Origin of the sequence: Allobrachymonas wangyanguii, from assembly GCF_045055315.1 — a bacterium.
Lineage (GTDB): Bacteria > Pseudomonadota > Gammaproteobacteria > Burkholderiales > Burkholderiaceae_C > Brachymonas > Brachymonas wangyanguii.
Genome location: NZ_CP173677.1, coordinates 1,215,707 through 1,237,144, shown reverse-complemented (window position 1 = coordinate 1,237,144; position 21,438 = coordinate 1,215,707). Strand labels below are relative to the sequence as shown.

Below are 21,438 nucleotides of genomic sequence, written 5' to 3'. Positions count from 1 at the left end.
GACATGCAGAATCACGATTACCCCGGCAACCTCTACGTCGTCGCGGCCCCCAGCGGGGCCGGCAAATCCAGCCTGGTGCGCGCCCTGATGGAAGTGGACAGCGGCGTCCGCGCCTCGATCTCCCATACCACGCGCGCGCCGCGCGGCCAGGAAGTGGATGGCCGCGAATACCATTTCGTCGATACCGCCCGTTTCGAGCAGATGGTCGCCGACGGCCAGTTCCTGGAATGGGCGCAGGTACACGGCAATCGCTACGGCACCTCGCGCCAGGCCGTGATCGAGCGGCTGGACCAGGGCGATGACGCCCTGCTCGAAATCGACTACCAGGGCGCGCTGCAGGTGAAACAGATCTTTCCGCAAGCGGTGCTGATCTTTGTCATGCCGCCAAGCTGGGAAGAACTGCGCTCGCGCCTCGAACGCCGTGGCGAAGACAGCGCCGACACCATCGAGCAGCGCCTGCTCAATGCGCGCACCGAACTGGCGCAGGCGAAATCTTTCGATTACGTTATAATCAACGAATTGTTCGAGCGTGCACTTTTTGATCTCAAGACCATCGTGCACGCCCAGCGACTCAAGTACGCTTCGCAGCGCCGCGCCAAGGCTGATACCTTCGCCGCCCTGCACATCACCGATCCGGAGTAATCGCTTCATGGCACGCATCACCGCCGAGGACAGCCTCGAGAAAATCCCCAACCGTTTCCAGCTGGTACTGGCCGCCACCTACCGCGCCCGCATGCTGAGCCAGGGCCACGCCGCCAAGCTCGAAAGCCGCAACAAGCCGGCCGTGACCGCCCTGCGTGAAATCGCCGACGGCCACGTGGGCCTGGAAATGCTCAAGAAAGTGCCGACCTGATCCCCTCAGGTCCGACGCACCACAAGGCATCCGCTGAGATGCCTTTTTTGCGCCCGTTGAAAATATGCTGCAGCGCAACATTCCATTCGGTTAACCCTGAGCTTCATGACAGTCAGGTAACATCTCGGTTAACATGGAATGTCCTGCCTACGCTGAAAAATCGTGAGCCGAGACACCATGAATTCGCCTGCTGAAATTGCCTCTGCCGCCAGCTTTGCCGGCCTGCTCGAGAAACTGGATTACCTGCCACCCGATGAGGTGGTACAGGTTCGTAATGCCTACAAGTTCGCCGACCAGGCCCACCTGGGCGTGACGCGCAAGAGTGGCGAGCCCTACATCACCCACCCGATCGCGGTGGCCGCGCTGTGCGCCGAGTGGAAGCTCGATTCCAGCACGCTGATGGCTGCCCTGCTGCATGACACCATGGAAGACTGCGGCGTCACCAAGATCCAGATCACCGAGGATTTCAACGCCACCGTGGCGCACCTGGTCGATGGCGTGACCAAGCTGGACAAGCTGCAGTTCAGCAGCCGCCAGGAGAACCAGGCCGAATCGTTCCGCAAGATGCTGCTGGCCATGGCCGACGATGTGCGCGTGATCCTGATCAAGCTGGCCGACCGCACGCACAATATGCGCACCATGGACGACATGAAGCGTGACGCGCAGATGCGCATCGCCACCGAGACGCTGGAAATCTATGCGCCCATTGCCAACCGCATGGGCCTGAACAACACCTACCGCGAACTCGAGGACCTGTCCTTCAAGTACCTGCACCCCTGGCGCTACCGCACGCTGAACAAGGCGATCGAGCGCGCGCGCAGCCGCCGCCGCCATCTGGTGCAGGAAGTGCAAGCCAACGTCGAAGCGGCCTTCTCTGCCGCCGGCCTGAAGGCGCGCATCTTCACACGCGAAAAAACCATCCTGTCGGTCTACCGCAAGATGGACAAGAAGAAGCAGAGCTTTGCCCAGGTCTACGACATCTTCGGCTTCCGCATCATCGTCCCGAGCAACTCCGATTGCTATCTGGCGCTCGGCATCCTGCACTCGCTCTACAAGCCGATGCCGCAACGCCTGAAGGATTTCATCGCGATCCCCAAGGACAACGGCTATCAGTCGCTGCACACCACCCTGGTCGGCCCGGCCGGCGTGCATATCGAATTCCAGATGCGCACCGAAGCGATGCACCTGGTGGCCGAAACCGGCGTTGCCGCGCACTGGCAGTACAAGAGCCCGGAGCAGGCAGCCCAGGCCCAGCAGGACAAGGCGGCCGGCAAGCCGGCCAACTGGCTGAAGAACCTGCTCGATATCCAGAAGGAAACGCTGGATTCGCACGAATTCCTGGACCACGTGCGCCTGAACGTGCTGCCCGACGACGTGTTCGTGTTCACGCCCAAGAACCGCATCATGTCGCTGCCGCGTGGCGCCACCGTAATCGACTTTGCCTACGCCATCCACAGCGACGTGGGTGACCAGGCCGTATCCTGCACCATCAACAACCGCGAGGCACCGCTGCGTACCGAACTGGTCAGCGGCGACCGCGTCGAAGTGCATACCGAGGAAGGCTCCAAGCCGAATCCGGCCTGGCTGAGCTTTGTGCGCACGGCACGTGCGCGTTCGCGCATCCGCAACCACCTGAAGGTGCAGTCGCGCGAGGAGGCCCGTGCCCTTGGCCTGCGCCTGCTGCAACAGGCCTATCGCGCCGAAGGCCTGGAGCATCTGCCCGAGCCGGCCACGCAGCAGGATGTCTGGGACAAGGTGCTGCAGCAGGCCAGCACCAAGAGCCTGGACGAGCTGCTGATCGATATTGGCCAGGGCAAGCGCATCACCAGCGTGGTGGCCAAGCACCTGGCGCAGCTGATGACCGAGCTGGGCGAGCGCCCCGATGCGGTGCTGATGAGCATGCAGCGCTTTGGCGGCGAAGACCCGATGCTGCAGCAGGTGATCACACTGGACGGCAGCGAAAAATCGTCCGTGCAATACGCCTCCTGCTGCCACCCGCTGCCAGGCGACGATATCGTCGGCTACCTGAGCCGCGGCGAAGGCCTGGTGGTACACACTGCCGAATGCCCGAACGGCAAGCGCCTGCAGGTCAAGGACAGCGAGCGTTTTGTCCAGGTCGAATGGGCCGAGCACCTGCCGCAGCGCTTCCTGACGGCGATCACGGTAACCATCCACAACCGTGTCGGTTCGGTCGCCAACGTCACCGGCGCCATCGCCAATGCCGATGCCAACATCGTCTACATCAGCATGTCCGACGACATCCAGCAGGAAGTGATGGACCTGCGCCTGATCCTGCAGGTACGCGACCGCGTGCACCTGGCGCGCGTGATGCGTGCCGTGCGCCGGCTGCCGTCGGCGATCCGCGCCATGCGCGTCAAGTCGGCCTGAACCATGCCAAGCGCGTGGATGGAGTTCCTGTCATGCAATCCAGGCAGCACTGGGAAAACGTCTACAGCCGCAAGCCAAGCACTGAGGTCAGCTGGTTCCAGGAGCATGCGGCCCTATCGCTGCAACTGATTGCCGATCACGGCGCGCCGCTGTCAGCGCCGCTGATCGATGTCGGTGGTGGTGCCTCGACCTTGGTGGACGATCTGCTGCAGCGCGGCCATACCGACCTCACGGTGCTGGATCTGTCTGCGGCCGCCTTGGCCACCGCCCGCCAGCGGCTGGGAGCGCATGCCAGGCAGGTGTGCTGGCTCGAAGCCAATGTGCTGGAGGTGGCGCTGCCACGACACCACTACCGCATCTGGCACGATCGCGCCGTATTCCACTTCCTGACCAGCGCCGCGGAACGCGAGTCCTATGTACGACAGGTGCTGCATGCGGTGCAGCCCGGTGGCCTGGTGATTGTGGCGACCTTTGCCGAAGATGGGCCTGAGCAATGCAGCGGCCTGCCGGTGGTGCGCTACAGCGCCGATGCCCTGCATGGCGAGTTCGGCGAGCCGTTCGAGTTGCTTGGCCATCTGCGCGAAGACCATACAACGCCCGGCGGCAACGAGCAGAAGTTTGTCTACTGCTTCTGCCGCAAGGTGTGAGCGACCTTACCCCATGAGCCGCCTGCACGATTTTTTCCGGCGCTACGAAGCCAGCGCCAACAGCCTGGATCCGGATCAGGCCTGTGCGCTATACACGGCCGAATTTCTGGGCGGTGACCCGACTGGCGTGGCAGTGGGTCGCAATGACGACAGCCTGCGCGAGGCCATGGTGCAACGCAAGGCGCTGTTTGAACAGATCGGTTTTCGTCAGGCGCGCGTGCTGGAAATAGAAGAAACCGTGCTGGATGCGCACTACACCCTGGCCAAGGTGCACTGGCTGATGGTGTTCGAGAAAATCCCCGGTCAGCCGCAGGAATTCCGCTTTGCCATCACCTACGGTGTGCATGACGACGGCAAGGCGCTGAAAGTGGCGTTCTGGATCTCGCATGAGGACGAGCGCCAGGTGATGCAGCAGGCAGGGCTGATCTGAGCCCTGCCGCCGTCATCGGGATCAGCGGTTCGGGCCGTAGATCACCGGCTTGCCTTCATCTTCCACCACCTGGTAGCGGTCATCGCCCAGGCTGGTGATGACAAATACCTTCTTGTCCTTCTCGCCGGAGTAGACCGGCAGGCCGTTCTCTTCGCCGACCTTGCTCAGCTCGATTTCCGGGCCATCGTTCTTCTGCAGCAGCGCAAAGTGCTGCTCGTCCTTGAGCTCTTCGTTGTAGACCGTGGTCAGCTGCAGCATCAGCTTGTCGCCATCCGGGTTGCTCAGTTCCAGGATGCTGGGCAGGTCCTCGGAGCCGACCTGCAGCTCGGCCTCGGAGGCGTCGCTCAGCGGGCTGCTGGCCACCTCGACCGGGGCGGAAGCCGGCACGGAAGCTGTCTCTGCCGGAGCCGATGCCTGCGATGCAGCCGGTTCGGTGGCCGAGTTGTTCTGGCCACAGGCGGCCAGCACGGCAGCCATCAGGGCGGGCAGCAGGAAACGGACGGAAGCATTCATCACAAAAAACCTTTCTTCAGATCAATAAAGACAAACGCCAGCCGTTACCATCGGCTGGCAATAGCCTGACTATGGCACGATCCGCAGGCATGTCGCAAGCAGATGCAACAGCAGCCCCGCTTGTAACGCGGCTGCGATACCTGCGCTTACCGTTCGAAGCGCTTGTTCACGCCTCCGGCGCCGGATATTGCACGTCGATCACCTCGATTTCCTGCACACCGGCTGGCGTGCGCAGCTGCACGCTATCGCCGACGCGGGCGCGCAGCAAGGCACGCGCGATCGGCGCCACCCAGCTGACCTGGCCCTGCAGGTTGTCGACCTCGTCCACGCCGAGGATGGTGATGGTGTTTTCCTCGCCCTCTTCGTCGGCATAGGTGACGGTGGCGCCAAAGAACACCTGGTCACCGCCATGGTGCACGCTGGCATCGGCCACTTCGGCACGTTCGAGCCGGCGCGTCAGGAAACGGATGCGACGGTCGGTCTCGCGCAGGCGCTTCTTGCCGTAGAGATAGTCGCCGTTTTCCGAACGGTCGCCATTGCTGGCAGCCCAGTGCACGATATCGACGATTTTCGGCCGCTCTTCATCGATCAGCTGCATCAGTTCGGCGCGCAGCCGGGCATAGCCCTGCGGCGTCATGTAGTTCTTGATGCCGGCCGGCAGCGCGGGCAGCGCATCGTCCTGATCGTCATCGTCGTCGCGGTCGGTTTCACGCGTGAAGGCCTTGCTCATGACTATCAAAAATCTGTAATATCCATGATTGATTCCGATCAGGATCAAAGAATGAAGGGACGGCCGGTTACAGGTGTACTGGCCACTGCCATGTCCTGCGGCTGGATAATGCCGGCCTCGTAGCCGGCGCGGCCGGCCGCAATCGCATCGCGAAAGCCGGCCGCCATCTTTACCGGGTCATGTGCCTGCGCCACGGCGGAATTGAGCAGCACGGCGTCATAGCCCAGTTCCATGGCCTGCGCCGCATGCGAGGGCGCGCCAATACCGGCATCCACCACCAGCGGCACATCGGGCAGGCGTGCGCGCAGGGTGCGCAGTGCCCACGGGTTGATCAGGCCCTGGCCGGAGCCAATCGGCGCGCCCCAGGGCATCAGGATGCGACAGCCGACATCCAGCAGGCGCTGGCAGCTGACCAGGTCATCGGTGCAGTACGGGAATACCTCGAAGCCGTTGCGCACCAGCTCGTCGGCGGCCTGCACCAGCTCCCAGGGATCGGGTTGCAGCGTCTGCTCGTCGCCAATCACCTCGAGCTTGATCCAGTGCGTGCCCAGCAGTTCGCGCGACATCATCGCCAGCGTGACAGCCTCGCGCGCGCTGCGGCAACCGGCGGTATTCGGCAGCAGATGCACGCCGGTGCTGCGCACGACATCGACAAAGCCGTTGTCGGACTGGGCATTGCGGTCAATGCCGAGCTGGCGGCGCAGCCCCAGCGTCACTACCTGTGCGCCCGATGCCAGGATCGACTGGCGCAGCACTTCGGGGGATGGGTAGCCGGCGCTACCCAGGAAAAAACGGCTTTCCAGCGTCACATCGCCTATCTGCCAGCTCATGGCTCAACCTCCCACAATCGCCTGGAAGCAGGTCACGGCATCGCCGGGCTGCAGGAGGTGTGCCGGGCGCGCATCGCGTGCCACGAAGCTGCCGTTGACGGCAGTGGCGTGACTGGCCGGATCCAGCCCGCGCGCCAGCAGCAGGTCCTGCAGCGTGCTGCCGGCCGGCAGGCTGAGCGGCTCGCCATTGAGCTGCAGCTGCAACGTGGCAGCGGCATCCGGAATCTGGGGGGACAGGGAAGGGGCAGTCATGCAGGGAATCCTGTAGGCAAAAGCGAATGATAGCGCCAGCCGCAAGACTGGCAGGCAATACCCATGGCATGGGGGCAATAGCGGCAAAAGCAAGCGCGCCGGGCTGGGGGATAGCCCCAGCTATGACCGGCCGATGGAATCTGCCTACAATGGCACATCTGCTCCGGGGTGTGTGCCTATCGCTGATACCGATAGGCAGGCTGAGATGGCTGACAGGCCGAACCCGCGAACTTGACCCGGCTCATACCGGCGTAAGAAGAGCAAGCTGCCCTCCCCTTGCCTTGGCAAGGCGCGCCCCGCGCGAACATCTGGCCAGCCCTCCGGAGCACTGTTTTACCCTCTGGAGACCCGCCATGAACGCGCCCGATACCATCCCCCAGCCCCCGGCAGACCTGAACCAGCTGCTCACCCTGACGCGTGACCCGCTGCCTGCCTCGCGCAAGGTCCTGCAGGCCGGCCAGCAACCCGGCGTGGCCGTGCCCATGCGCGAAATCGCGCTGACCAATGGCGAGCTCGTCACCGTCTACGACACGTCCGGCCCCTACACCGACCCGCAGGCGCAGATCGACGTGCGCCACGGCCTGCCGGCGCTGCGCCAGCAGTGGATCGAGGCGCGCGGTGATACCGAAGCCTACGAAGGCCGCCTGCACCACATTCTGGACGATGGCGGCAAGCTGGACGAACGCGACGCCGAGCGCATCGAGGTGCTGCGCCGTGAAGCCGCCGCGCTGCAACGCCAGCCGCGCCGCGCCAGGGCCGGCAGCAACGTGACGCAAATGCACTATGCGCGCCAGGGCATCATCACGCCCGAGATGGAATTCATCGCGATCCGCGAAAACGGCAAGCGCGAGTGGATGGCCGAATACCAGTCCGACCTGAACCGCGAAATGCGCCTGAAGGGCAACGGCCTGGGTGCCAGCATCCCGAAGATCATCACGCCCGAATTCGTGCGTGACGAGGTGGCCCGTGGCCGCGCCATCATCCCGGCCAACATCAACCACCCGGAAATCGAGCCGATGATCATCGGCCGCAACTTCCTGACCAAGATCAACGCCAACATCGGCAACTCGGCCGTCACTTCCAGCATCGAGGAAGAAGTCGAGAAGCTGGTCTGGTCGATCCGCTGGGGTGCCGACACCGTGATGGACCTGTCCACCGGCAAGAACATCCACACCACGCGGGACTGGATCATCCGCAACAGCCCGGTGCCGATCGGTACCGTGCCGATCTACCAGGCGCTGGAAAAGGTCGGCGGCATTGCCGAAGACCTGACCTGGGACATCTACCGCGATGTGCTGATCGAGCAGGCTGAACAAGGCGTGGACTACTTCACCATCCACGCCGGCGTGCGCCTGCCCTATATCCACCTGACGGCGAATCGCCGTACCGGCATTGTCAGCCGCGGCGGCTCTATCCTGGCCAAGTGGTGCATTGCCCACCACAAGGAAAACTTCCTGTACACGCATTTCGAAGAGATCTGCGAGATCATGAAGGCCTATGACGTGAGCTTCAGCCTGGGGGATGGCCTGCGCCCCGGCTCCAACGACGACGCCAACGACGAGGCCCAGTTCGCCGAACTGCGCACGCTGGGCGAGCTGACGCAGATCGCCTGGAAGCACGACGTGCAGACCATGATCGAAGGCCCGGGCCACGTGCCCATGCACATGATCCAGGCCAACATGGAAGAGCAGCTCAAGCATTGCCACGAGGCGCCCTTCTACACCCTGGGCCCGCTGACCATCGACATCGCACCGGGCTACGACCACATCACCAGCGCGATTGGCGCAGCCATGATCGGCTGGATGGGCACCGCCATGCTGTGCTACGTGACGCCCAAGGAACACCTGGGCCTGCCGGACCGCAATGACGTGAAGCAGGGCATCATCGCCTACAAGATTGCCGCGCACGCCTCCGACCTGGCCAAGGGCCACCCGGGTGCCCGCGCGCGCGACTCGGCGATCAGCAAGGCACGCTTCGAATTCCGCTGGATGGACCAGTTCAACCTGAGCCTGGATCCGGATACGGCACTCGCCTTCCACGACGAGACGCTGCCCAAGGACAGCAGCAAGGTGGCACATTTCTGCTCCATGTGCGGTCCCAAGTTCTGCAGCATGAAGATTTCCCAGGAAGTGCGCGATTACGCCGCCCTGAAGGAGGAACAGGAAAAAGGCATGGCTGAAAAGAGTGCCGAGTTCAAGGCCGGTGGCGGCGAGATCTACGTACCGGTAGACGCCCAGCAAGGCTGATAAGTCGCAAGGCAGGTGCAACCCACCTGCCTTTTTTGTGGCTTTTACTATATACTTTGATAAATTATTTCCCTTCTAGGAGAACGCTATGAACGTCGGTGGTATTGATCGCATCCTGCGCATCGTGGTTGGTCTGGCCCTGATCCTGGGTGCACCCCAGCTGCTGGGCTATGTCGGCAGCAACTGGGCCTGGATTGGCCTGCTGCCGCTGCTGACCGGCCTGTTCCGCTTCTGCCCGGCCTACAAGCTGATCGGCGCCAACACCTGCCCGATGAAGAAGTAATCCGGTCATCCAGGAGGTCCCCCATGAGCATCCCCGAGTACAAGAGCCATATCAAGGACATCTCGGCCGGCCTGGCCACCATGCGTGCCGACCAGCCGGACCTGATGAAGGCATTCAACGAGATGGCCGCTGCCGCCACGCGTGACGGTGCCCTGAGTGAAAAGCAGAAGGAACTGATCGCGCTGGCACTCGGCGTGGCCTCGCACTGCGATGCCTGCATCGGCTTCCACATGAAGGCGCTGGTGCGCCTGGGTGCCACGCTGCCGGAAATCGAGGAAACGTTGGGCATGTGCGTCTACATGGGCGGCGGCCCGTCCCTGATGTACGCATCCAACGCGCTGGCCGCCTACAAGGAATTCACGGCTCAGGCTTGATCCCCTCTGCTGGCAGCTTAGTCTGCGAGCATTCCGGCCTGCGGTGCTGTTGCCCGCAGGCCGTTTTTTATGGCTGGCGTGGTGTTTTCTTGCCCTTGGACAAGACGCGGCGCATCCTACTTGGGATAATCCCCGGCATGCAAACGAATCACACCGCCCCGCTGTCCGCCGCCTCCTCTTCCGCCACGCTGCAGGTACCTGCGCGCATCGGCATTGCCGGGGCCGGCGTACTGGGGCGGCTGCTGGCCTGGCAGCTGGCCGCTGCTGGCCATCAGGTCACGGTATTCGACCCGGCCTGCGGACCGGCACCGGACTACGACCAGCCACGTGCGGCAGGCTTTACCGCCGCCGGCATGCTGAGCCCGCTGGCCGAGCTGGAGTGTGCCAACTGGGCGCTGGCCGATCTGGGTTGGCGCAGCATCCGCCTGTGGCAACAGGTGGTGGAGCAGCTGGCTACGCACGGACAATCTGTCTTTTTTGCACAGCGCGGCAGCCTGATGCTGGCGCACGGCACCGACATGGGCGCAGCACAGCGCCTGCTGGGCAGCCTGCAGAGCAAGGCCCCTGCCGGGCACACGGCGCCGCTGGCTACGCCGCTGAGCGCTGACGAGTTGCGGACGCTGGAGCCCGGCATTTCCCGCCAGCTGCGTGGCTGGATGCTGGAGCAGGAAGGCCAGATCCACACGGTCGAGGCGCTAGTCGGCCTGGCACAGGCAGCCACGGCCCTCGGTGCAGATTTCCGCTGGGGCACAGCGGCGCAGCAGGTGACGCCGCACGGCATTGATGGCGAACGCTTTGACTGGGTATTTGATGTGCGTGGCCTGGGCGCACGCGAAGGCAATAGTGGCATCGCTGCCAGCACGTCACGGATCAATGTCGACTTCGTGCAGCAGCTGCCAGCCGGCAGCGCCCTGCCCGACCAGCCGACGCGCGGCGTGCGCGGCGAGGTGTTCTGGCTGCACGCGCCCGGCGTGGAACTGCACCGCCCGCTGCGCCTGATGCACCCGCGCCACCGCGTCTATGTGGTGCCGCGCCCGGGCGACCTGATCGTGGTGGGCGCCAGCGAAATCGAGAGCGAAGACCGCAGCCCGGTGAGCCTGCGCAGCACGGTCGAATTGCTCGCCGCGGCACACGCCGTGCTGCCGGAGCTGACCGAAGCGCGCGTGATCCATAGCGAAAGCAATCTGCGCCCGGCACTGCCGGACAATATGCCGGTGATCCAGGTCACGCCCGGCCTGACGCGCATCAACGGCCTGTTCCGCCATGGCTGGCTGATTGCGCCAGCGCTGGTAGAAAACGCGCTGGCGGTATCGGCGCTGGCCTGATCAGGCCGGCCGCTGGCCAAACATGATGACCAGCATGCCGCTCAGGCACAGCGCAATGCCGATGCCATCGGCCATGCTGGGACGCACGCCATCGACCAGCCAGAGCCAGACCAGTGCCGCGCTGATATAGACACCGCCATAGGCCGCATAGACGCGGCCGGAAGCCTGCGGGTGCAGCGTGAGCAGCCAGGCAAACAACGCCAGACTGGCGGCCGCCGGCAGCAACCACCAGATACTGTGGCCCTGACGCAGCCAGAGCCAGGGCAGATAGCAGCCAACGATCTCGGCCACGGCAGTGGCGATGAACAGGCCCAGGGTCTTGAGGGTTTCCATGGCGGCGCAGTTTACAGCGAATAGCGTACCGGCTGTTCACTGACCGCTTCCCGCACGGCGGCAATGCGTTGTACAAAGCGATCGGGATCGCCCAAAAAACCATCTTCGTAGGCAATCACGCGCCAACCCGGGCCAGCTTTTGCCAGCTGTTGCAGCAATTCACCGGGCTGCAGCAGGAATTCAGGACTGGAGGGCCGGCCCACACTGGCATTGCCGTCGGCAAAGGTTTCGTACAACAACACGCCACCGGGCTGCACGCTGGCAAACAGCTGCGGGAACAGCGCACGCCACAGGTAGTTGGTGACGACCACGCCGCCAAACTGGCGATCCGGCAGCGGCCAGGGGCTGCCGTCTTCCAGATCGGCCTGCACGGTGTCGCCCCACTGCGCGGCCTGCTGCAGGCTGTCCGGGTTGCGATCGATGCCAAGAGGCTGATAGCCCTGCTGCGCCAGCCAGCGCATATGGCGGCCGGAGCCACAGGCGACATCCAGCACCTGGGTGCCGGCAGGAATCAGAGGAGTAAAGCGGCGGATCCAGCTGGAGGGCTGGGGAATAGGAGTGGTCATGATGGGCAAGCTACAGGATCGGCAGTCAGTGTCAGACCTGACTGTAGCTGGCCTGGATCAGCCTTGCAGCAAGCGTTGACAAGACGATGTACGCGTTCAGAGCTTGACGTTGACGATGGTGGCCTGCATCAGCGCCACCAGCTTGGAACTCTCGCCGGTATAGGCATGGACTTCACCGGTGCAGACGGTGAGCATCTTGCCGGCATTGGTGACCTTGCCGATGGCGACGAAACGGTCACCAATGGCCGGGCGCAGCAGGTTGATCTTGAACTCGGCGGTGACGACTTCGCAGCCTGCCGGAGCCTTGGTCAGCGCAGCGTAACCACAGGCGCTGTCCACAATGCTGGTGACGGCGCCGGCATGGATAAAACCCTGCTGCTGCGACAGGTGCTTCGAAAACGGCATGGCGATCTGCACTTCGCCTTCCTGGGCCAGCAGCAGTTCGGCGCCGAGGGTGGCCATCAGGCCCTGCTTCTGGAAGCTGTCGGCAATGCGCTGGGCGATATCGCTCATGGGAATCCATCCTTCTGGTGAAAATCCGATGCTAGTTGACAGCAACGTCAATCTGGCTACGGAGTTTCACTAGGAACGCCTAGCGGATTCAGAGCAGGCTCAGCAGTTCACGTGTGAGATCGGCAGCGGGAATCGGCTTGCAGCCGCTGGCGTTCTGGCCGGACCAGAGCGGCGTGAAATCGCCCGATCCCTGGCTTTCGGCCTTGGCGCGCAGCGGCGCCGAGGCGGCGGTAGCCAGCGGGAACGCCGGCGCCAGCGGGTTCATCGGGCCGAGCTCACGCATCATGCGGTTGACAATGCCACGCGCGGGGCGGCCGGAGTAGATGTTAGTGAGCGCGGTGTGGCGCGCCTGCGGGCTTTGCAGCGCGGCGCGGTGAATGGCGCTGGTCGTGGCCTCGGGGCAGCACAGGTAGGCGGTGCCCACCTGCACGCCGGCCGCACCCAGGTCGACGGCGGCCTTGACGCCACGGGCATCGGCAATGCCGCCAGCGGCGATCACGGGCACCTTGACGGCATCAAGCACCTGCGGCAACAGCGCAAAGGTGCCAATCTGGGTGCTGATGTCATCGCTCAGGAACATGCCGCGATGGCCACCGGCCTCCACGCCCTGCGCAATGATGGCGTCCACGCCCTGCTGCTCCAGCCAGATCGCTTCTTCAACCGTGGTGGCGGAGGACAGGATTTTGGCACCGGTGCTACGCACGCGATCCAGCAGGTAGCCGTCTGGCAGGCCGAAGTGGAAACTGACCACCTTGGGTGGATACGCGCAGAGCACATCGGCCATGTCGTCGTTGAACGGCATGCGCATCGGGCCTGGCGGGAAGGCATCCGGATCAATCTCCAGTTCATGGTAGTAGTGGCCAAACAGGCCCTTCCAGACCGCCGCCCGGCCCCGGTCCAACACCGGGGGCTGGTGGGCGAAGAAGTTGAGGTTGACGGGGTTGGCGGTCTTGTCGCGGATGGTGCGCAGCTCCTGGTCCAGCGTCTCGGGGGTGAGCATGGCGCAGGGGAGCGAGCCCAGGGCGCCGATGCTGGAGACGGCTATGGCCAGGGTGCTGTTTTGCGACCCGGCCATGGGGGCCTGGATGAGGGGGTGCTGGAGGTTCAGGAGGGTTTGCAGGCGCATGGCTGCGGTCACTCCACCACCACCGCCGTCCCGCTAGCCGACACCATCAGCATCCCGTTGCCCTGCCCCATCACCTCATAGTCCAGGTCAATGCCCACCACGGCATTGGCCCCCAGCGCCTGGGCACGCTCCTGCAGCTCCAGCATGGCAATGTCGCGCGCCTTCTGCAGTTCGCGTTCGTACATGCCGGAACGGCCACCGACGATATCGCGCAGGCCGGCAAACAGATCCTTGAAAACGTTGGCGCCCAGGATGGCCTCGCCGGCAACCACGCCGCAGTATTGCGTGATGCGCTTGCCGTCGATGCTGGGGGTGGTGGTGACGATCATGGGATTTCTCCTGAAGGGGTGGCACAACTGGCATGCCCTGCCCCGCTGCACAGCGAGGAAGAGGCACCGCGCTTCACATCATGCCATGACGCCATGACGGACGCGAATGTCTCGAATGCCGCCTCTTCTCCGTATAAACCCCGGGTATCAAAACTCTGTCAATTCCCATTTATCGAGAATATGACATATAAAAATCCTTTTTCTACTTAGCCATGAACTCCCCCGTGGGGTATAACGCCTAAATTCAGCCGCCGCCAAAGGTGGTCGGCTGGAGCGAAGGGTTATGTCGCATATTTATCCCGCAGCACCCGAAATTCAGAGAGAGCGGCTTCGCCATGAACGATGGATGCATCCAAGAGTTCTCGATATGCCGTTTCATCCAAGATGTGATCTGGAATTGTGCGTAGGATTGGGTCTGGTTTGAGCCTCGCGCGTAGAGGAAGCGTTGGGAGCGGCTCTTTTCGCAACATGCGGGTGTATGGGCCAAGCGACTGCATCACTACGCCGAAGAGGTCGTGCTTCTCTTTAAGAGCGAAATACGTTGCTTTGTCCTCTTCCGTCATGCGCTCAAACCAGGCTGGAAGTAAGGGTTCGGCGTACGTCATAAGTCCGTCGAGCTTCTCGTCTATCTGTTTAGTGAAGTACTCTTCGAACCAACTCTCCTCGAATAGGTCTTGAAACTCTTGCCACGTTACAAGCTTTAAGTTCGTCAAATCACCCGCGGCTACGGCTCCGGATTGAAAACCCTCCATAGAGATGATGTAGCCAATATTGGCACCAATCTCTTGGACTACGGTGCGAAAGCCATGGACCACTGTCTGAGGAATGCGCGATTTCCAATATTTGCATTCGCACGCGATCGCGTACTTCCTGCCGCGTACAGTTTCCTCGGCATAGACATCAAGCTCGACGGCACCTCGTGCTGATTGAATTCTCTTCTCGACTTCGACGGCGAACCCACACTCGGAGAGGATACGTCCGACCTCCGTTTGTAGTGCCTGCCAGCTCTCAGGGTCGTTGCGAGTGATCATGCGATATAACGGACTAGGTAAGCCGCCCGCAGTATGCGGGTCGGCTTGAGCGCCGGGTTAGACCCAAAGCGCAAAAACGAAAGTGACCGCACAGGCCACGGACTACGAAAAACAGAGCTGCCAGCGCTTGCTGCACAAGGGCTAGAGGCCAAAAAGGATTGAAACTGGCGCAACCCACGCAGGCGAAGCCCGAGCAAACGCCAAACACCCAGCGGATGAACGCTTGCGAGGGTAAATGGCGCTTGGATATTCATGGGCTGAAATGGGCAGGAATAAAAAGCAGGCTAACGCTTTGCTCACCGGAAAGTTGGGAGCGCAGCGAGTAACTTTTCCGTGTGCAGCAATTTGTTAGGTGCTTTTTTCACTTAGAGCATGCGATTTCCACTGTTCTTTTACGTAGTCATAGAAACCTTGAACACCGGGAACTTTAACGATTTGAGCGAGCTCTTGCCCTGCCTGAGTAAGCAGAATTTGTCCAATAGATAGTTGATTTTCTTGGCCTTCTTTTATTACCAATTGCAAAAGTTGTCCGCAATAAGCCACCACAAAACTTTTTGGTAACCCTGTCCTGCTAAATCCCGCAAGTGAATTAAACTGAATGAGCCCTAAGCTATCCAAATGAGACAAGCTATTAAAATTAATCCCTAAGTTGTTATAGATTGGGGCTTGGCTATCAAAGATTAAAGGGGTGAAATTTCCAACAGCCCAGCCGAACCTGCATAACGTCTGAAAAAGCTCAGCATCTCTTTTATCAAGATCGCTGAGCAGGTTAATAGTCCTTCTAGAAAATGAGCCTGGTTTGTTTGCCTCGCCTGCAAGAACATTAGCCCATAAAACCTGCATGTCTTCATCAGAAACAATCCTAGACTTATCAAAGAAGTTTGTGACCCAATCGTCTTCCATTTTTGCAGGATCAGATTGTTCCTCAAGAAGAGGAATAGATTTTTTGGTGATTTCCTCCATATTTTCTTGGCGATTAGCTTCTTCTTCGACAAAGCGGTGCATTGCTCTGCGATGCAGGTCAGTAATTTGTATCTCTGATTCTGCTTTAATCAAATTTGCTTCTGCCTGTGCTTTTGCAATACGTTTTATTTGCCAAGGTTCAAATACACCACCAATTGCTGATGAGACCTTTTCAATTAATGTATTGGCAGGCTTAGAAAGCTCACCAAGATTAACTAATGATGTGGAATTATCGTCTGACATTATTTACACCTAACGTTTAAGTTCAGGGACGCGCCGCCGATAGGCGGAGCGTCCCCTGCAACGAAAGGTTAGGCGGTGGTTTGCGGTCACGCACTTGGAGCCGCCTTTCGTTCAGCTTCGGCGGCCTTGCCTAGTGCGTCGATGACGAGATGGAAGGCGGCCAGATCAAAATGGGAGAAGGCATCCGACTCGTAGATGTAGCGCCAATAGACAAATGGGTCATCTCCTTGTGCAATAAGAGCCTGGCGAAATGCCATGGAATCTGTTGGCTTTCCGGAAAGAGTTGAATATGCACCCGCGATCTTGTCCCTTGTTGGCTGGGTCAGCTGATCGTACAGTTCTGAGTACTTATGACATTTCAGCTTTGCGCCTGCATTCTTCAGGTCATTAATCGTCTTCGCTGTCGGGTGATCGATTGCAATGAAGAACTTGAGGAGCAGTTCTACGGCAAAGCTCAGGCACATGATTGCCGGTGCTGCAAAGTCAGCATCTTTGGTTGATTCGAGTACGCCCCGAGTATTGCCCGCAGCCCGAGCGTACGCGTGCGCAATATTGAACAGAGTGCTTCGAAGCGACCGCGCAGGCTGCGCAGCAAGTAGCTGCTCTATGTGTTTTCTATCAGGCGTCATTGCTAACCTCTGATGTATATGGGAGGAACAGTTTCGCCGCCCAACGTTTGAGGTAACCGGATTGCGTAGCAAGTCCGGTTGACCGATGGGTTAGATAACTTAACCAAGCAGTCAATTTTTTGGAATTGCGATGGCGTTCATGGTGAGCAAAGCACCTGGCTTCGGGAGCGCTGCAATACCGATGACCGTCCGCGCCGGATAAGAATTAGAGAAAAATTCTGAATAAGCTCGATTCATTTCTACGAAATCTGAAACATTTATAAGGTTGACTTGAATGTGAGCAATGTCATCTAGTGATGCACCCACAGAGGCAAGAATAGATTGGAAGTTCACTAACACCTGTTTGGTCTGCAGGTAAGCATCTTTTCCCGCGAGTTGCCCAGTTTTGGGATCGATTCCGGGCGTGCCAGAGATGAATATTTGACCGCCTGCCATAACTGCGTGGTTGTATGGGCCGATTGGTTCAAAAAGTTCTGACTGGATGGTTTCTTTTGGCATAAATATCTAACGTGGAGGTCACCGGCGCTGCGAGGCTATATCGCGCAGCGTCCGGTGGACCGCAGGGTTATGCCGCTTGTGCGGCACAGGCACCTTCCTTAGGCATGCTCTTGCCCAGCGAAGAAATGGCTTCAGCAAAGCCGCTTCCGGCACCGCAACGGGATAGTTGCAGCACCTCATTTAGCCCAGACTGACTCGACAGAGTGACTTCCTCGTATCGGCAGATGGGCAGTTCCTTGTTGTCCTTGAATCGTTTATCGGGACCACCAGACTTGTTGACGTACTTCCACGTTCGATCTACGACTTCGGCATCTCGGGGAACAGACTCGCTTTCGATGAATCGAGTTGCGCCTACTTCCACTCGCAGTTCTTGATAGCCAACGGCACCCACGCCGTTCTGGTCATATACGAGAACGCGGTCAGGGAAAAAGTGAAGCGTTTGACGACCTACACCAACAGCGACGGTTTCGATGTTCGTCTTGACGTATGGTGGTTCAGCCCTACGAATAGAAGTGCTCTTTCGGCGGACAAGATCGCTTGCTCCCGCATGATATTTTCGATCATGTACCTTTCCAGACGCCTCGATATGCCAAGCCGCCGCGCAATTGGCAAGCTGGCTCGCGGCCGCGTGAAGTTTGGCATAGGCGGCTTCCATGTCGGAATCGAAGTCATAGAAGAGCACAACGGTCTTTTGTAGGGCGTCTCGCGTATGGGCTGCATATGTTCCAGCAGCGGCAGCGACTGCGAGTATGCCTACGAGCCAAACGGGCCAGCCGGAAGAGAACCCAAGACCAAGCACCGCAACTGAGATAACCGCAACAAAAGGCCACAGGCGAGTCTTTGCGCGCTTTCGGTTTAGCTCGTCCAGAAGCTCTCGGGATGACGAATCGACGATTTGAGAAACATCGGCGGATTCGATTTCCTCCAATGGCGCATGAGTTCCTGGCGGTATTTCAGAAGCCGATGGCGGAAGTGACTGAGGTGGTGAGTTACGGGGAGACGACGATGGAGGAAGCGTAGCGCGATAGTAAAGTCCGCCTCGGCCCATGTGAACGTAGTTACCTCGTGGGCCGACGCCAAAGCGAAGGCCAGTTACACCAGCCGAAACGCCGATTCCTGACTTGGACAGATTGAATCGCAACGGCCCGACACTGATGCTCTTTCTCAGATAGAAGCCCATTGACTAAACCTCCAAGGCGTGAATGTAAGCAGCATAACGTTTGAATTGAGCGACTTGTACGGTTTTTCGCGCAGGTCCGCTCGAATGATGGGTTGGGCGGCGCATGTCAAAACTGAACAAACTGGTAGTCTGAACCCGACGCAACCGAGCCACCAAAGCCAACGTCTTTGCGCATTTCAACGACGATGGCGGTGTACGCGCCCTTTATAGTTGGCTGGTCAACCGACGCCGGATCAGCAGCGCGCTGAACCTGTAACGCAATGAAATGATTGAGTGCAACGAGCACACTGTCGGCGGCCCACAACCATGCAGCGGCGTAAGCGGCGTGAAAGCGCTCTTTCATTTCCGGTGTTCCACCATGCCCAGAGATGAAAACTCGTAGGGCAATGCACATTTCTTCGTAGACACGGCGACGGCGCTCAGTAATTTGGCCCTCAGCAAGTAGGTCAGCCTTGAGGCGCTCTAGCTCGGAAGTGTGGAGAGCTTTAACGCTTTCGACGAGATCAGTGAGGTGGGCGAGGTCTTCCTTCGACGCCAAGTTCTTGCCTTTCTCGGCGACGTAAGAAGGTAGGTAACCGCGCAGAAGTAACCCAGCAATGACGAGCCCGATAACGCTAAGGCTTGATAGAGCGAGTGCGATTAGTTCCATTGATAAATGTGCCGATAAAACGCCCAACGCTTGAGTTAAGCCGAGCCGCGAAGCGGCTTCGGCTTGAACGAATTGTTAGCCTTCTGCCCGCTCACCTTGCTTGTACTGTAATTTCCGGTGGTGCGCCGTTTGCCGGGAAGATGCAGCGCGCCGTGAACTTGCCCTCAACTCCGAAAGAGTTAGATGCGTCGAAGTCGAGCAAGACTTGCGCGTTGCCCGTGGTCTTATTGGCATTGAATGACGATCCAGTCCAGATGTGCATGTCCGCAAGCTCTGGGTGTGTTGTCATTGATTTTGCGGCGTCACTGCACGCCTTGATGGCGGAGGCGCGATCAACGACCTTGTCTGATTGAAACTGGCTGGAACCGCCGGCTTTTAGGTCAGACTCACTAACGTACATACGCTCGCCATTGCGACAATCAACAAAGATGATGATGTTTGACTTTGTGGATCTGTCTGAAGCCTCAGCGATCTCAACAAAGTCACATTTCGGGTTTGAGGCAACATGTAGCGCGGCAGCTTCTCGGGTTGGCTGAAGTCTCGACCAGGCCGCGCCGAGTTTGCTGGCGAGTTTTGGGAAGTCCTTCTTATCGTCAGCATTAAAGACATACGGAGATATTTTTGTCTTTGGATCGACGGTTGCAGCAGGTGCTGCAGCTGGTGCGGGAGTGCTGCTTGAGTTGGAGGTGTTCTTGTCGTTAACGAACGGGGCGATGATGGCAAGGGCAATGAACGCGAGGAGTAAGAAGAGCACGACCTTGAGGCAACCGGATGGACGCTTTTGCTTTGCGCCGCACTTTGGGCAAGCCTCCGCTTTGGTGCTCAACTCACCACCACACTCTTTGCACTTAACAATCGCCACTGTCAGTTCCCCCTGATAGTTGGTTGAAGGCTAACGCTTGAGTTAAGCCGTGCCGCGAAGCGGCATCGGCTTGAACGAATTGTTAGCGATCAAGTCTTCGCTAGCCTCTTCATGACCTCAATTCGCATTTCCATGAACTCATTCAACTCGTCTGACAAGCCTTTTTGTCCGTAGAAGCGCGAACTATCAATGCCCTCATCCGGAACTAGGTTTAGCCGTTTTCTAAGCTCCGCTATGTATGGAGGGTCATAGTCCTCATGAACCGCCCCGGGTTTGGAGGAGGCCCCAACTCTTGAGAAGATGGAGCCATGAACAAGTCCAACAAGTTTTCCCCGGAAGTGCGCGAGCGCGCTGTGCGCATGGTGCAGGAGCATCGAGCCGAGTACCCTTCGTTGTGGGCAGCTATCGAATCGATTGCGCCGAAGATTGGCTGTGTGCCGCAAACCCTGCACGATTGGGTCAAGAGAGCCGAGATCGACGCTGGCCTGCGTGCGGGTACCACGACCTCGGATGCGCGACGCATCAAGGAACTGGAGCGCGAAGTCAAGGAGCTGCGCCGTGCCAATGAGATCCTCAAAACTGCCAGTGCGTTTTTCGCGCAGGCGGAGCTCGACCGCCAGCTCAGGAAGTGAAGGCCTATATCGACCGCCACCGCGATGACTACGGGGTCGAGCCCATCTGCCGGGTGCTGCAGATGGCCCCGTCGTGTTACTGGCGCCATGCGGCCCGGCAACGCAACCCGCAACTGCGCAGCGCACGTGCCCAGCATGACGACCATTTGAAAGCCGACATCCAGCGCGTGTGGCATGCCAACTGGCAGGTCTATGGCGCCGACAAGGTCTGGCTGCAGATGAACCGCGAGGGCATCCGGGTGGCGCGGTGCACAGTCGAGCGGCTGATGCGTACCATGGGCTTGCAAGGGGCACGCAGAGGCAAGACGATGCGCACCACCACGCCGGACACATCAGTGCCGTGCCCGCTGGACCATGTCAACCGGCTGTTTAAGGCCAGCCGGCCCAACGAGCTGTGGGTGTCGGACTTCACGTACGTCAGCACCTGGCAGGGCTGGCTGTACGTGGCCTTCGTGGTGGATGTGTACGCCCGGCGCATCGTGGGCTGGCGTGTCAGCCGCAGCATGCACACGGACTTTGTGCTCGATGCGCTGGAACAGGCCCTGTATGAGCGCCAGCCAGCAGCGCATGCCTTGACGCACCACAGCGACAGGGGCAGCCAGTACGTCAGCATCCGTTACACCGAGCGGCTGGGCCTGGCAGGTATCCAGCCATCAGTGGGAAGCAAAGGCGACAGCTACGACAACGCGCTGGCCGAGACCATCAACGGGCTATACAAGGCCGAACTGATTCATCGCCGGGGCCCCTGGAAGACCAGGGAAGCCGTGGAACTGGCGACCCTGCAATGGGTGCACTGGTTCAACCACGTCCGACTGCTCACGCCGATCGGGGGTATCCCGCCGGCAGAAGCTGAGGCAAACTACTGGAGGCAACTTGCCGACAGCAACACCTTGGCAGAGGTGTCCACTTAAACCAACCAGCCTCCTCGAAACCCGGGGCGGTTCATCAAATCCTTGGGCCCCCTTCTTCAGAATGCTTTCAGCTACAAGCCCATCCTTCATTACGTCGAGGGT

At 60.0% G+C, this 21,438-nt stretch carries 27 protein-coding genes, 1 pseudogene, 1 riboswitch and 1 other annotated feature; of the genes and pseudogenes, 10 read left to right on the top strand and 18 right to left on the bottom strand.

Going from position 1 to position 21,438, the window contains the following annotated elements:
• Window positions 1–3 precede the first annotated feature (3 nt).
• From gmk to ACI3EV_RS06010, 5 genes are all read left to right on the top strand, one after another.
• Window positions 4–642: a guanylate kinase gene (gmk, locus tag ACI3EV_RS06030; RefSeq protein WP_329771753.1), complete on the top strand. Its 639-nt coding sequence runs from the start codon at window positions 4–6 to the stop codon at window positions 640–642.
• Window positions 643–649: 7 nt separating this feature from the next.
• On the top strand, window positions 650–853 hold the full coding sequence (rpoZ, locus tag ACI3EV_RS06025) for a DNA-directed RNA polymerase subunit omega (RefSeq protein ID WP_018715455.1): 204 nt from the start codon (window positions 650–652) through the stop codon (window positions 851–853).
• 177 nt (window positions 854–1,030) lie between these two features.
• Window positions 1,031–3,241: a bifunctional (p)ppGpp synthetase/guanosine-3',5'-bis(diphosphate) 3'-pyrophosphohydrolase gene (locus tag ACI3EV_RS06020; RefSeq protein ID WP_329771755.1), complete on the top strand. Its 2,211-nt coding sequence runs from the start codon at window positions 1,031–1,033 to the stop codon at window positions 3,239–3,241.
• A gap of 32 nt (window positions 3,242–3,273) precedes the next feature.
• Window positions 3,274–3,888, top strand: coding sequence for a class I SAM-dependent methyltransferase (locus tag ACI3EV_RS06015; protein ID WP_337691013.1), 615 nt, complete (start codon window positions 3,274–3,276; stop codon window positions 3,886–3,888).
• A 13-nt stretch (window positions 3,889–3,901) separates the two neighbouring features.
• On the top strand, window positions 3,902–4,318 hold the full coding sequence (locus tag ACI3EV_RS06010) for a hypothetical protein (protein WP_337691011.1): 417 nt from the start codon (window positions 3,902–3,904) through the stop codon (window positions 4,316–4,318).
• A gap of 21 nt (window positions 4,319–4,339) precedes the next feature.
• Here ACI3EV_RS06010 and ACI3EV_RS06005 read toward each other — a convergent pair whose 3' ends face one another.
• The 4 genes from ACI3EV_RS06005 to thiS all read right to left on the bottom strand — a co-directional run bounded on the left by ACI3EV_RS06005 (window position 4,340) and on the right by thiS (window position 6,643).
• Window positions 4,340–4,831, bottom strand: coding sequence for a hypothetical protein (locus ACI3EV_RS06005; RefSeq protein ID WP_337691009.1), 492 nt, complete (start codon window positions 4,829–4,831; stop codon window positions 4,340–4,342).
• Between the two features lie 166 nt (window positions 4,832–4,997).
• Window positions 4,998–5,561, bottom strand: coding sequence for a transcription elongation factor GreB (gene greB, locus ACI3EV_RS06000; RefSeq protein ID WP_337691007.1), 564 nt, complete (start codon window positions 5,559–5,561; stop codon window positions 4,998–5,000).
• Between the two features lie 44 nt (window positions 5,562–5,605).
• Window positions 5,606–6,391 carry a thiazole synthase gene (locus ACI3EV_RS05995; RefSeq protein WP_337691005.1) on the bottom strand — a complete coding sequence of 262 codons (786 nt, stop codon included), beginning with the start codon at window positions 6,389–6,391 and terminating at the stop codon, window positions 5,606–5,608.
• A gap of 3 nt (window positions 6,392–6,394) precedes the next feature.
• Window positions 6,395–6,643, bottom strand: a complete 249-nt coding sequence (gene thiS / locus ACI3EV_RS05990) for a sulfur carrier protein ThiS (RefSeq protein WP_018715450.1) — start codon at window positions 6,641–6,643, stop codon at window positions 6,395–6,397.
• Between the two features lie 154 nt (window positions 6,644–6,797).
• Window positions 6,798–6,918, top strand: a riboswitch (TPP riboswitch).
• Window positions 6,919–6,996: 78 nt separating this feature from the next.
• Here thiS and thiC point away from each other — a divergent pair.
• The 4 genes from thiC to ACI3EV_RS05970 all read left to right on the top strand — a co-directional run bounded on the left by thiC (window position 6,997) and on the right by ACI3EV_RS05970 (window position 10,871).
• Window positions 6,997–8,889 (top strand): phosphomethylpyrimidine synthase ThiC, encoded by a 1,893-nt coding sequence (gene thiC, locus ACI3EV_RS05985; RefSeq protein WP_337691003.1) that lies wholly within the window; start codon window positions 6,997–6,999, stop codon window positions 8,887–8,889.
• A gap of 88 nt (window positions 8,890–8,977) precedes the next feature.
• Entirely contained in the window at window positions 8,978–9,172 is a 195-nt protein-coding gene (locus ACI3EV_RS05980) for a DUF2892 domain-containing protein (RefSeq protein WP_018715448.1), read from the top strand.
• 23 nt (window positions 9,173–9,195) lie between these two features.
• A complete protein-coding gene (locus ACI3EV_RS05975; RefSeq protein WP_018715447.1) occupies window positions 9,196–9,546 on the top strand; it encodes a carboxymuconolactone decarboxylase family protein in 351 nt (116 codons plus the stop codon).
• Between the two features lie 137 nt (window positions 9,547–9,683).
• On the top strand, window positions 9,684–10,871 hold the full coding sequence (locus tag ACI3EV_RS05970; RefSeq protein ID WP_337690997.1) for an FAD-dependent oxidoreductase: 1,188 nt from the start codon (window positions 9,684–9,686) through the stop codon (window positions 10,869–10,871).
• Here the strand turns inward: ACI3EV_RS05970 and ACI3EV_RS05965 are convergent, their stop codons facing one another.
• The 14 genes and pseudogenes from ACI3EV_RS05965 to ACI3EV_RS05900 form a co-directional block, all read right to left on the bottom strand.
• A complete protein-coding gene (locus ACI3EV_RS05965) occupies window positions 10,872–11,204 on the bottom strand; it encodes a YnfA family protein (RefSeq protein WP_337690995.1) in 333 nt (110 codons plus the stop codon). It lies immediately after the preceding gene.
• An 11-nt stretch (window positions 11,205–11,215) separates the two neighbouring features.
• On the bottom strand, window positions 11,216–11,770 hold the full coding sequence (locus tag ACI3EV_RS05960) for a class I SAM-dependent methyltransferase (RefSeq protein ID WP_337690993.1): 555 nt from the start codon (window positions 11,768–11,770) through the stop codon (window positions 11,216–11,218).
• Between the two features lie 96 nt (window positions 11,771–11,866).
• Complete coding sequence (locus ACI3EV_RS05955; RefSeq protein ID WP_337690991.1) at window positions 11,867–12,283, bottom strand: PaaI family thioesterase; 417 nt, start codon at window positions 12,281–12,283, stop codon at window positions 11,867–11,869.
• Between the two features lie 88 nt (window positions 12,284–12,371).
• Window positions 12,372–13,358: an NAD(P)H-dependent flavin oxidoreductase gene (locus ACI3EV_RS05950; RefSeq protein ID WP_405197968.1), complete on the bottom strand. Its 987-nt coding sequence runs from the start codon at window positions 13,356–13,358 to the stop codon at window positions 12,372–12,374.
• A 59-nt stretch (window positions 13,359–13,417) separates the two neighbouring features.
• On the bottom strand, window positions 13,418–13,738 hold the full coding sequence (locus tag ACI3EV_RS05945) for a heavy metal-binding domain-containing protein (RefSeq protein ID WP_337690987.1): 321 nt from the start codon (window positions 13,736–13,738) through the stop codon (window positions 13,418–13,420).
• 281 nt (window positions 13,739–14,019) lie between these two features.
• On the bottom strand, window positions 14,020–14,769 hold the full coding sequence (locus ACI3EV_RS05940) for a restriction endonuclease (protein ID WP_337690985.1): 750 nt from the start codon (window positions 14,767–14,769) through the stop codon (window positions 14,020–14,022).
• Window positions 14,766–15,023, bottom strand: coding sequence for a DUF1010 domain-containing protein (locus ACI3EV_RS05935; protein WP_337690983.1), 258 nt, complete (start codon window positions 15,021–15,023; stop codon window positions 14,766–14,768). The genes ACI3EV_RS05940 and ACI3EV_RS05935 overlap by 4 nt, the downstream gene beginning before the upstream one ends.
• Window positions 15,024–15,117: 94 nt before the next feature.
• The gene (locus ACI3EV_RS05930) at window positions 15,118–15,975 is read right to left on the bottom strand and encodes a DUF2806 domain-containing protein (RefSeq protein ID WP_337690981.1); all 858 of its coding nucleotides are present in this window, start codon (window positions 15,973–15,975) and stop codon (window positions 15,118–15,120) included.
• 86 nt (window positions 15,976–16,061) lie between these two features.
• Window positions 16,062–16,604, bottom strand: coding sequence for a hypothetical protein (locus tag ACI3EV_RS05925; protein WP_337690980.1), 543 nt, complete (start codon window positions 16,602–16,604; stop codon window positions 16,062–16,064).
• Between the two features lie 111 nt (window positions 16,605–16,715).
• Complete coding sequence (locus ACI3EV_RS05920) at window positions 16,716–17,102, bottom strand: Rid family hydrolase (RefSeq protein ID WP_337690978.1); 387 nt, start codon at window positions 17,100–17,102, stop codon at window positions 16,716–16,718.
• A gap of 67 nt (window positions 17,103–17,169) precedes the next feature.
• Window positions 17,170–18,030: a hypothetical protein gene (locus ACI3EV_RS05915; protein WP_337690975.1), complete on the bottom strand. Its 861-nt coding sequence runs from the start codon at window positions 18,028–18,030 to the stop codon at window positions 17,170–17,172.
• A 153-nt stretch (window positions 18,031–18,183) separates the two neighbouring features.
• Window positions 18,184–18,282 (bottom strand): annotated as a pseudogene (locus ACI3EV_RS05910) (DUF4236 domain-containing protein); the annotation flags it as partial.
• Between the two features lie 106 nt (window positions 18,283–18,388).
• Window positions 18,389–18,931 carry a hypothetical protein gene (locus ACI3EV_RS05905; RefSeq protein ID WP_337690973.1) on the bottom strand — a complete coding sequence of 181 codons (543 nt, stop codon included), beginning with the start codon at window positions 18,929–18,931 and terminating at the stop codon, window positions 18,389–18,391.
• Window positions 18,932–19,022: 91 nt separating this feature from the next.
• Window positions 19,023–19,757 (bottom strand): hypothetical protein, encoded by a 735-nt coding sequence (locus ACI3EV_RS05900; RefSeq protein ID WP_337690971.1) that lies wholly within the window; start codon window positions 19,755–19,757, stop codon window positions 19,023–19,025.
• Window positions 19,758–20,101: 344 nt separating this feature from the next.
• Here ACI3EV_RS05900 and ACI3EV_RS05895 point away from each other — a divergent pair.
• Window positions 20,102–21,336 (top strand): IS3 family transposase gene (locus tag ACI3EV_RS05895; protein ID WP_323030487.1). Its coding sequence is split into 2 segments (ribosomal slippage): window positions 20,102–20,390 and window positions 20,390–21,336, totalling 1,236 coding nucleotides; the frame shifts between segments, so codons are not numbered across the junction.
• Window positions 20,380–20,496: a sequence feature (AL1L pseudoknot), on the top strand. (Overlaps the previous gene by 117 nt.)
• Window positions 21,337–21,438: the final 102 nt, after the last annotated feature.

Coding starts and splice junctions, on each gene's coding strand:
- thiC (WP_337691003.1), top strand. CDS start 6,997: ATGAACGCGCCCGATACCATCCCCCAGCCCCCGGCAGACCTGAACCAG.
- thiS (WP_018715450.1), bottom strand. CDS start 6,643: ATGACTGCCCCTTCCCTGTCCCCCCAGATTCCGGATGCCGCTGCCACG.
- ACI3EV_RS06020 (WP_329771755.1), top strand. CDS start 1,031: ATGAATTCGCCTGCTGAAATTGCCTCTGCCGCCAGCTTTGCCGGCCTG.
- ACI3EV_RS05920 (WP_337690978.1), bottom strand. CDS start 17,102: ATGCCAAAAGAAACCATCCAGTCAGAACTTTTTGAACCAATCGGCCCA.
- ACI3EV_RS05965 (WP_337690995.1), bottom strand. CDS start 11,204: ATGGAAACCCTCAAGACCCTGGGCCTGTTCATCGCCACTGCCGTGGCC.
- ACI3EV_RS05975 (WP_018715447.1), top strand. CDS start 9,196: ATGAGCATCCCCGAGTACAAGAGCCATATCAAGGACATCTCGGCCGGC.
- ACI3EV_RS06010 (WP_337691011.1), top strand. CDS start 3,902: ATGAGCCGCCTGCACGATTTTTTCCGGCGCTACGAAGCCAGCGCCAAC.
- ACI3EV_RS05995 (WP_337691005.1), bottom strand. CDS start 6,391: ATGAGCTGGCAGATAGGCGATGTGACGCTGGAAAGCCGTTTTTTCCTG.
- ACI3EV_RS05950 (WP_405197968.1), bottom strand. CDS start 13,358: ATGGCCGGGTCGCAAAACAGCACCCTGGCCATAGCCGTCTCCAGCATC.
- greB (WP_337691007.1), bottom strand. CDS start 5,561: ATGAGCAAGGCCTTCACGCGTGAAACCGACCGCGACGACGATGACGAT.
- ACI3EV_RS05930 (WP_337690981.1), bottom strand. CDS start 15,975: ATGTCAGACGATAATTCCACATCATTAGTTAATCTTGGTGAGCTTTCT.
- ACI3EV_RS06015 (WP_337691013.1), top strand. CDS start 3,274: ATGCAATCCAGGCAGCACTGGGAAAACGTCTACAGCCGCAAGCCAAGC.
- ACI3EV_RS05940 (WP_337690985.1), bottom strand. CDS start 14,769: ATGATCACTCGCAACGACCCTGAGAGCTGGCAGGCACTACAAACGGAG.
- rpoZ (WP_018715455.1), top strand. CDS start 650: ATGGCACGCATCACCGCCGAGGACAGCCTCGAGAAAATCCCCAACCGT.
- gmk (WP_329771753.1), top strand. CDS start 4: ATGCAGAATCACGATTACCCCGGCAACCTCTACGTCGTCGCGGCCCCC.
- ACI3EV_RS05935 (WP_337690983.1), bottom strand. CDS start 15,023: ATGAATATCCAAGCGCCATTTACCCTCGCAAGCGTTCATCCGCTGGGT.
- ACI3EV_RS05960 (WP_337690993.1), bottom strand. CDS start 11,770: ATGACCACTCCTATTCCCCAGCCCTCCAGCTGGATCCGCCGCTTTACT.
- ACI3EV_RS05970 (WP_337690997.1), top strand. CDS start 9,684: ATGCAAACGAATCACACCGCCCCGCTGTCCGCCGCCTCCTCTTCCGCC.
- ACI3EV_RS05905 (WP_337690973.1), bottom strand. CDS start 18,931: ATGGAACTAATCGCACTCGCTCTATCAAGCCTTAGCGTTATCGGGCTC.
- ACI3EV_RS05955 (WP_337690991.1), bottom strand. CDS start 12,283: ATGAGCGATATCGCCCAGCGCATTGCCGACAGCTTCCAGAAGCAGGGC.
- ACI3EV_RS05980 (WP_018715448.1), top strand. CDS start 8,978: ATGAACGTCGGTGGTATTGATCGCATCCTGCGCATCGTGGTTGGTCTG.
- ACI3EV_RS06005 (WP_337691009.1), bottom strand. CDS start 4,831: ATGAATGCTTCCGTCCGTTTCCTGCTGCCCGCCCTGATGGCTGCCGTG.
- ACI3EV_RS05945 (WP_337690987.1), bottom strand. CDS start 13,738: ATGATCGTCACCACCACCCCCAGCATCGACGGCAAGCGCATCACGCAA.
- ACI3EV_RS05925 (WP_337690980.1), bottom strand. CDS start 16,604: ATGACGCCTGATAGAAAACACATAGAGCAGCTACTTGCTGCGCAGCCT.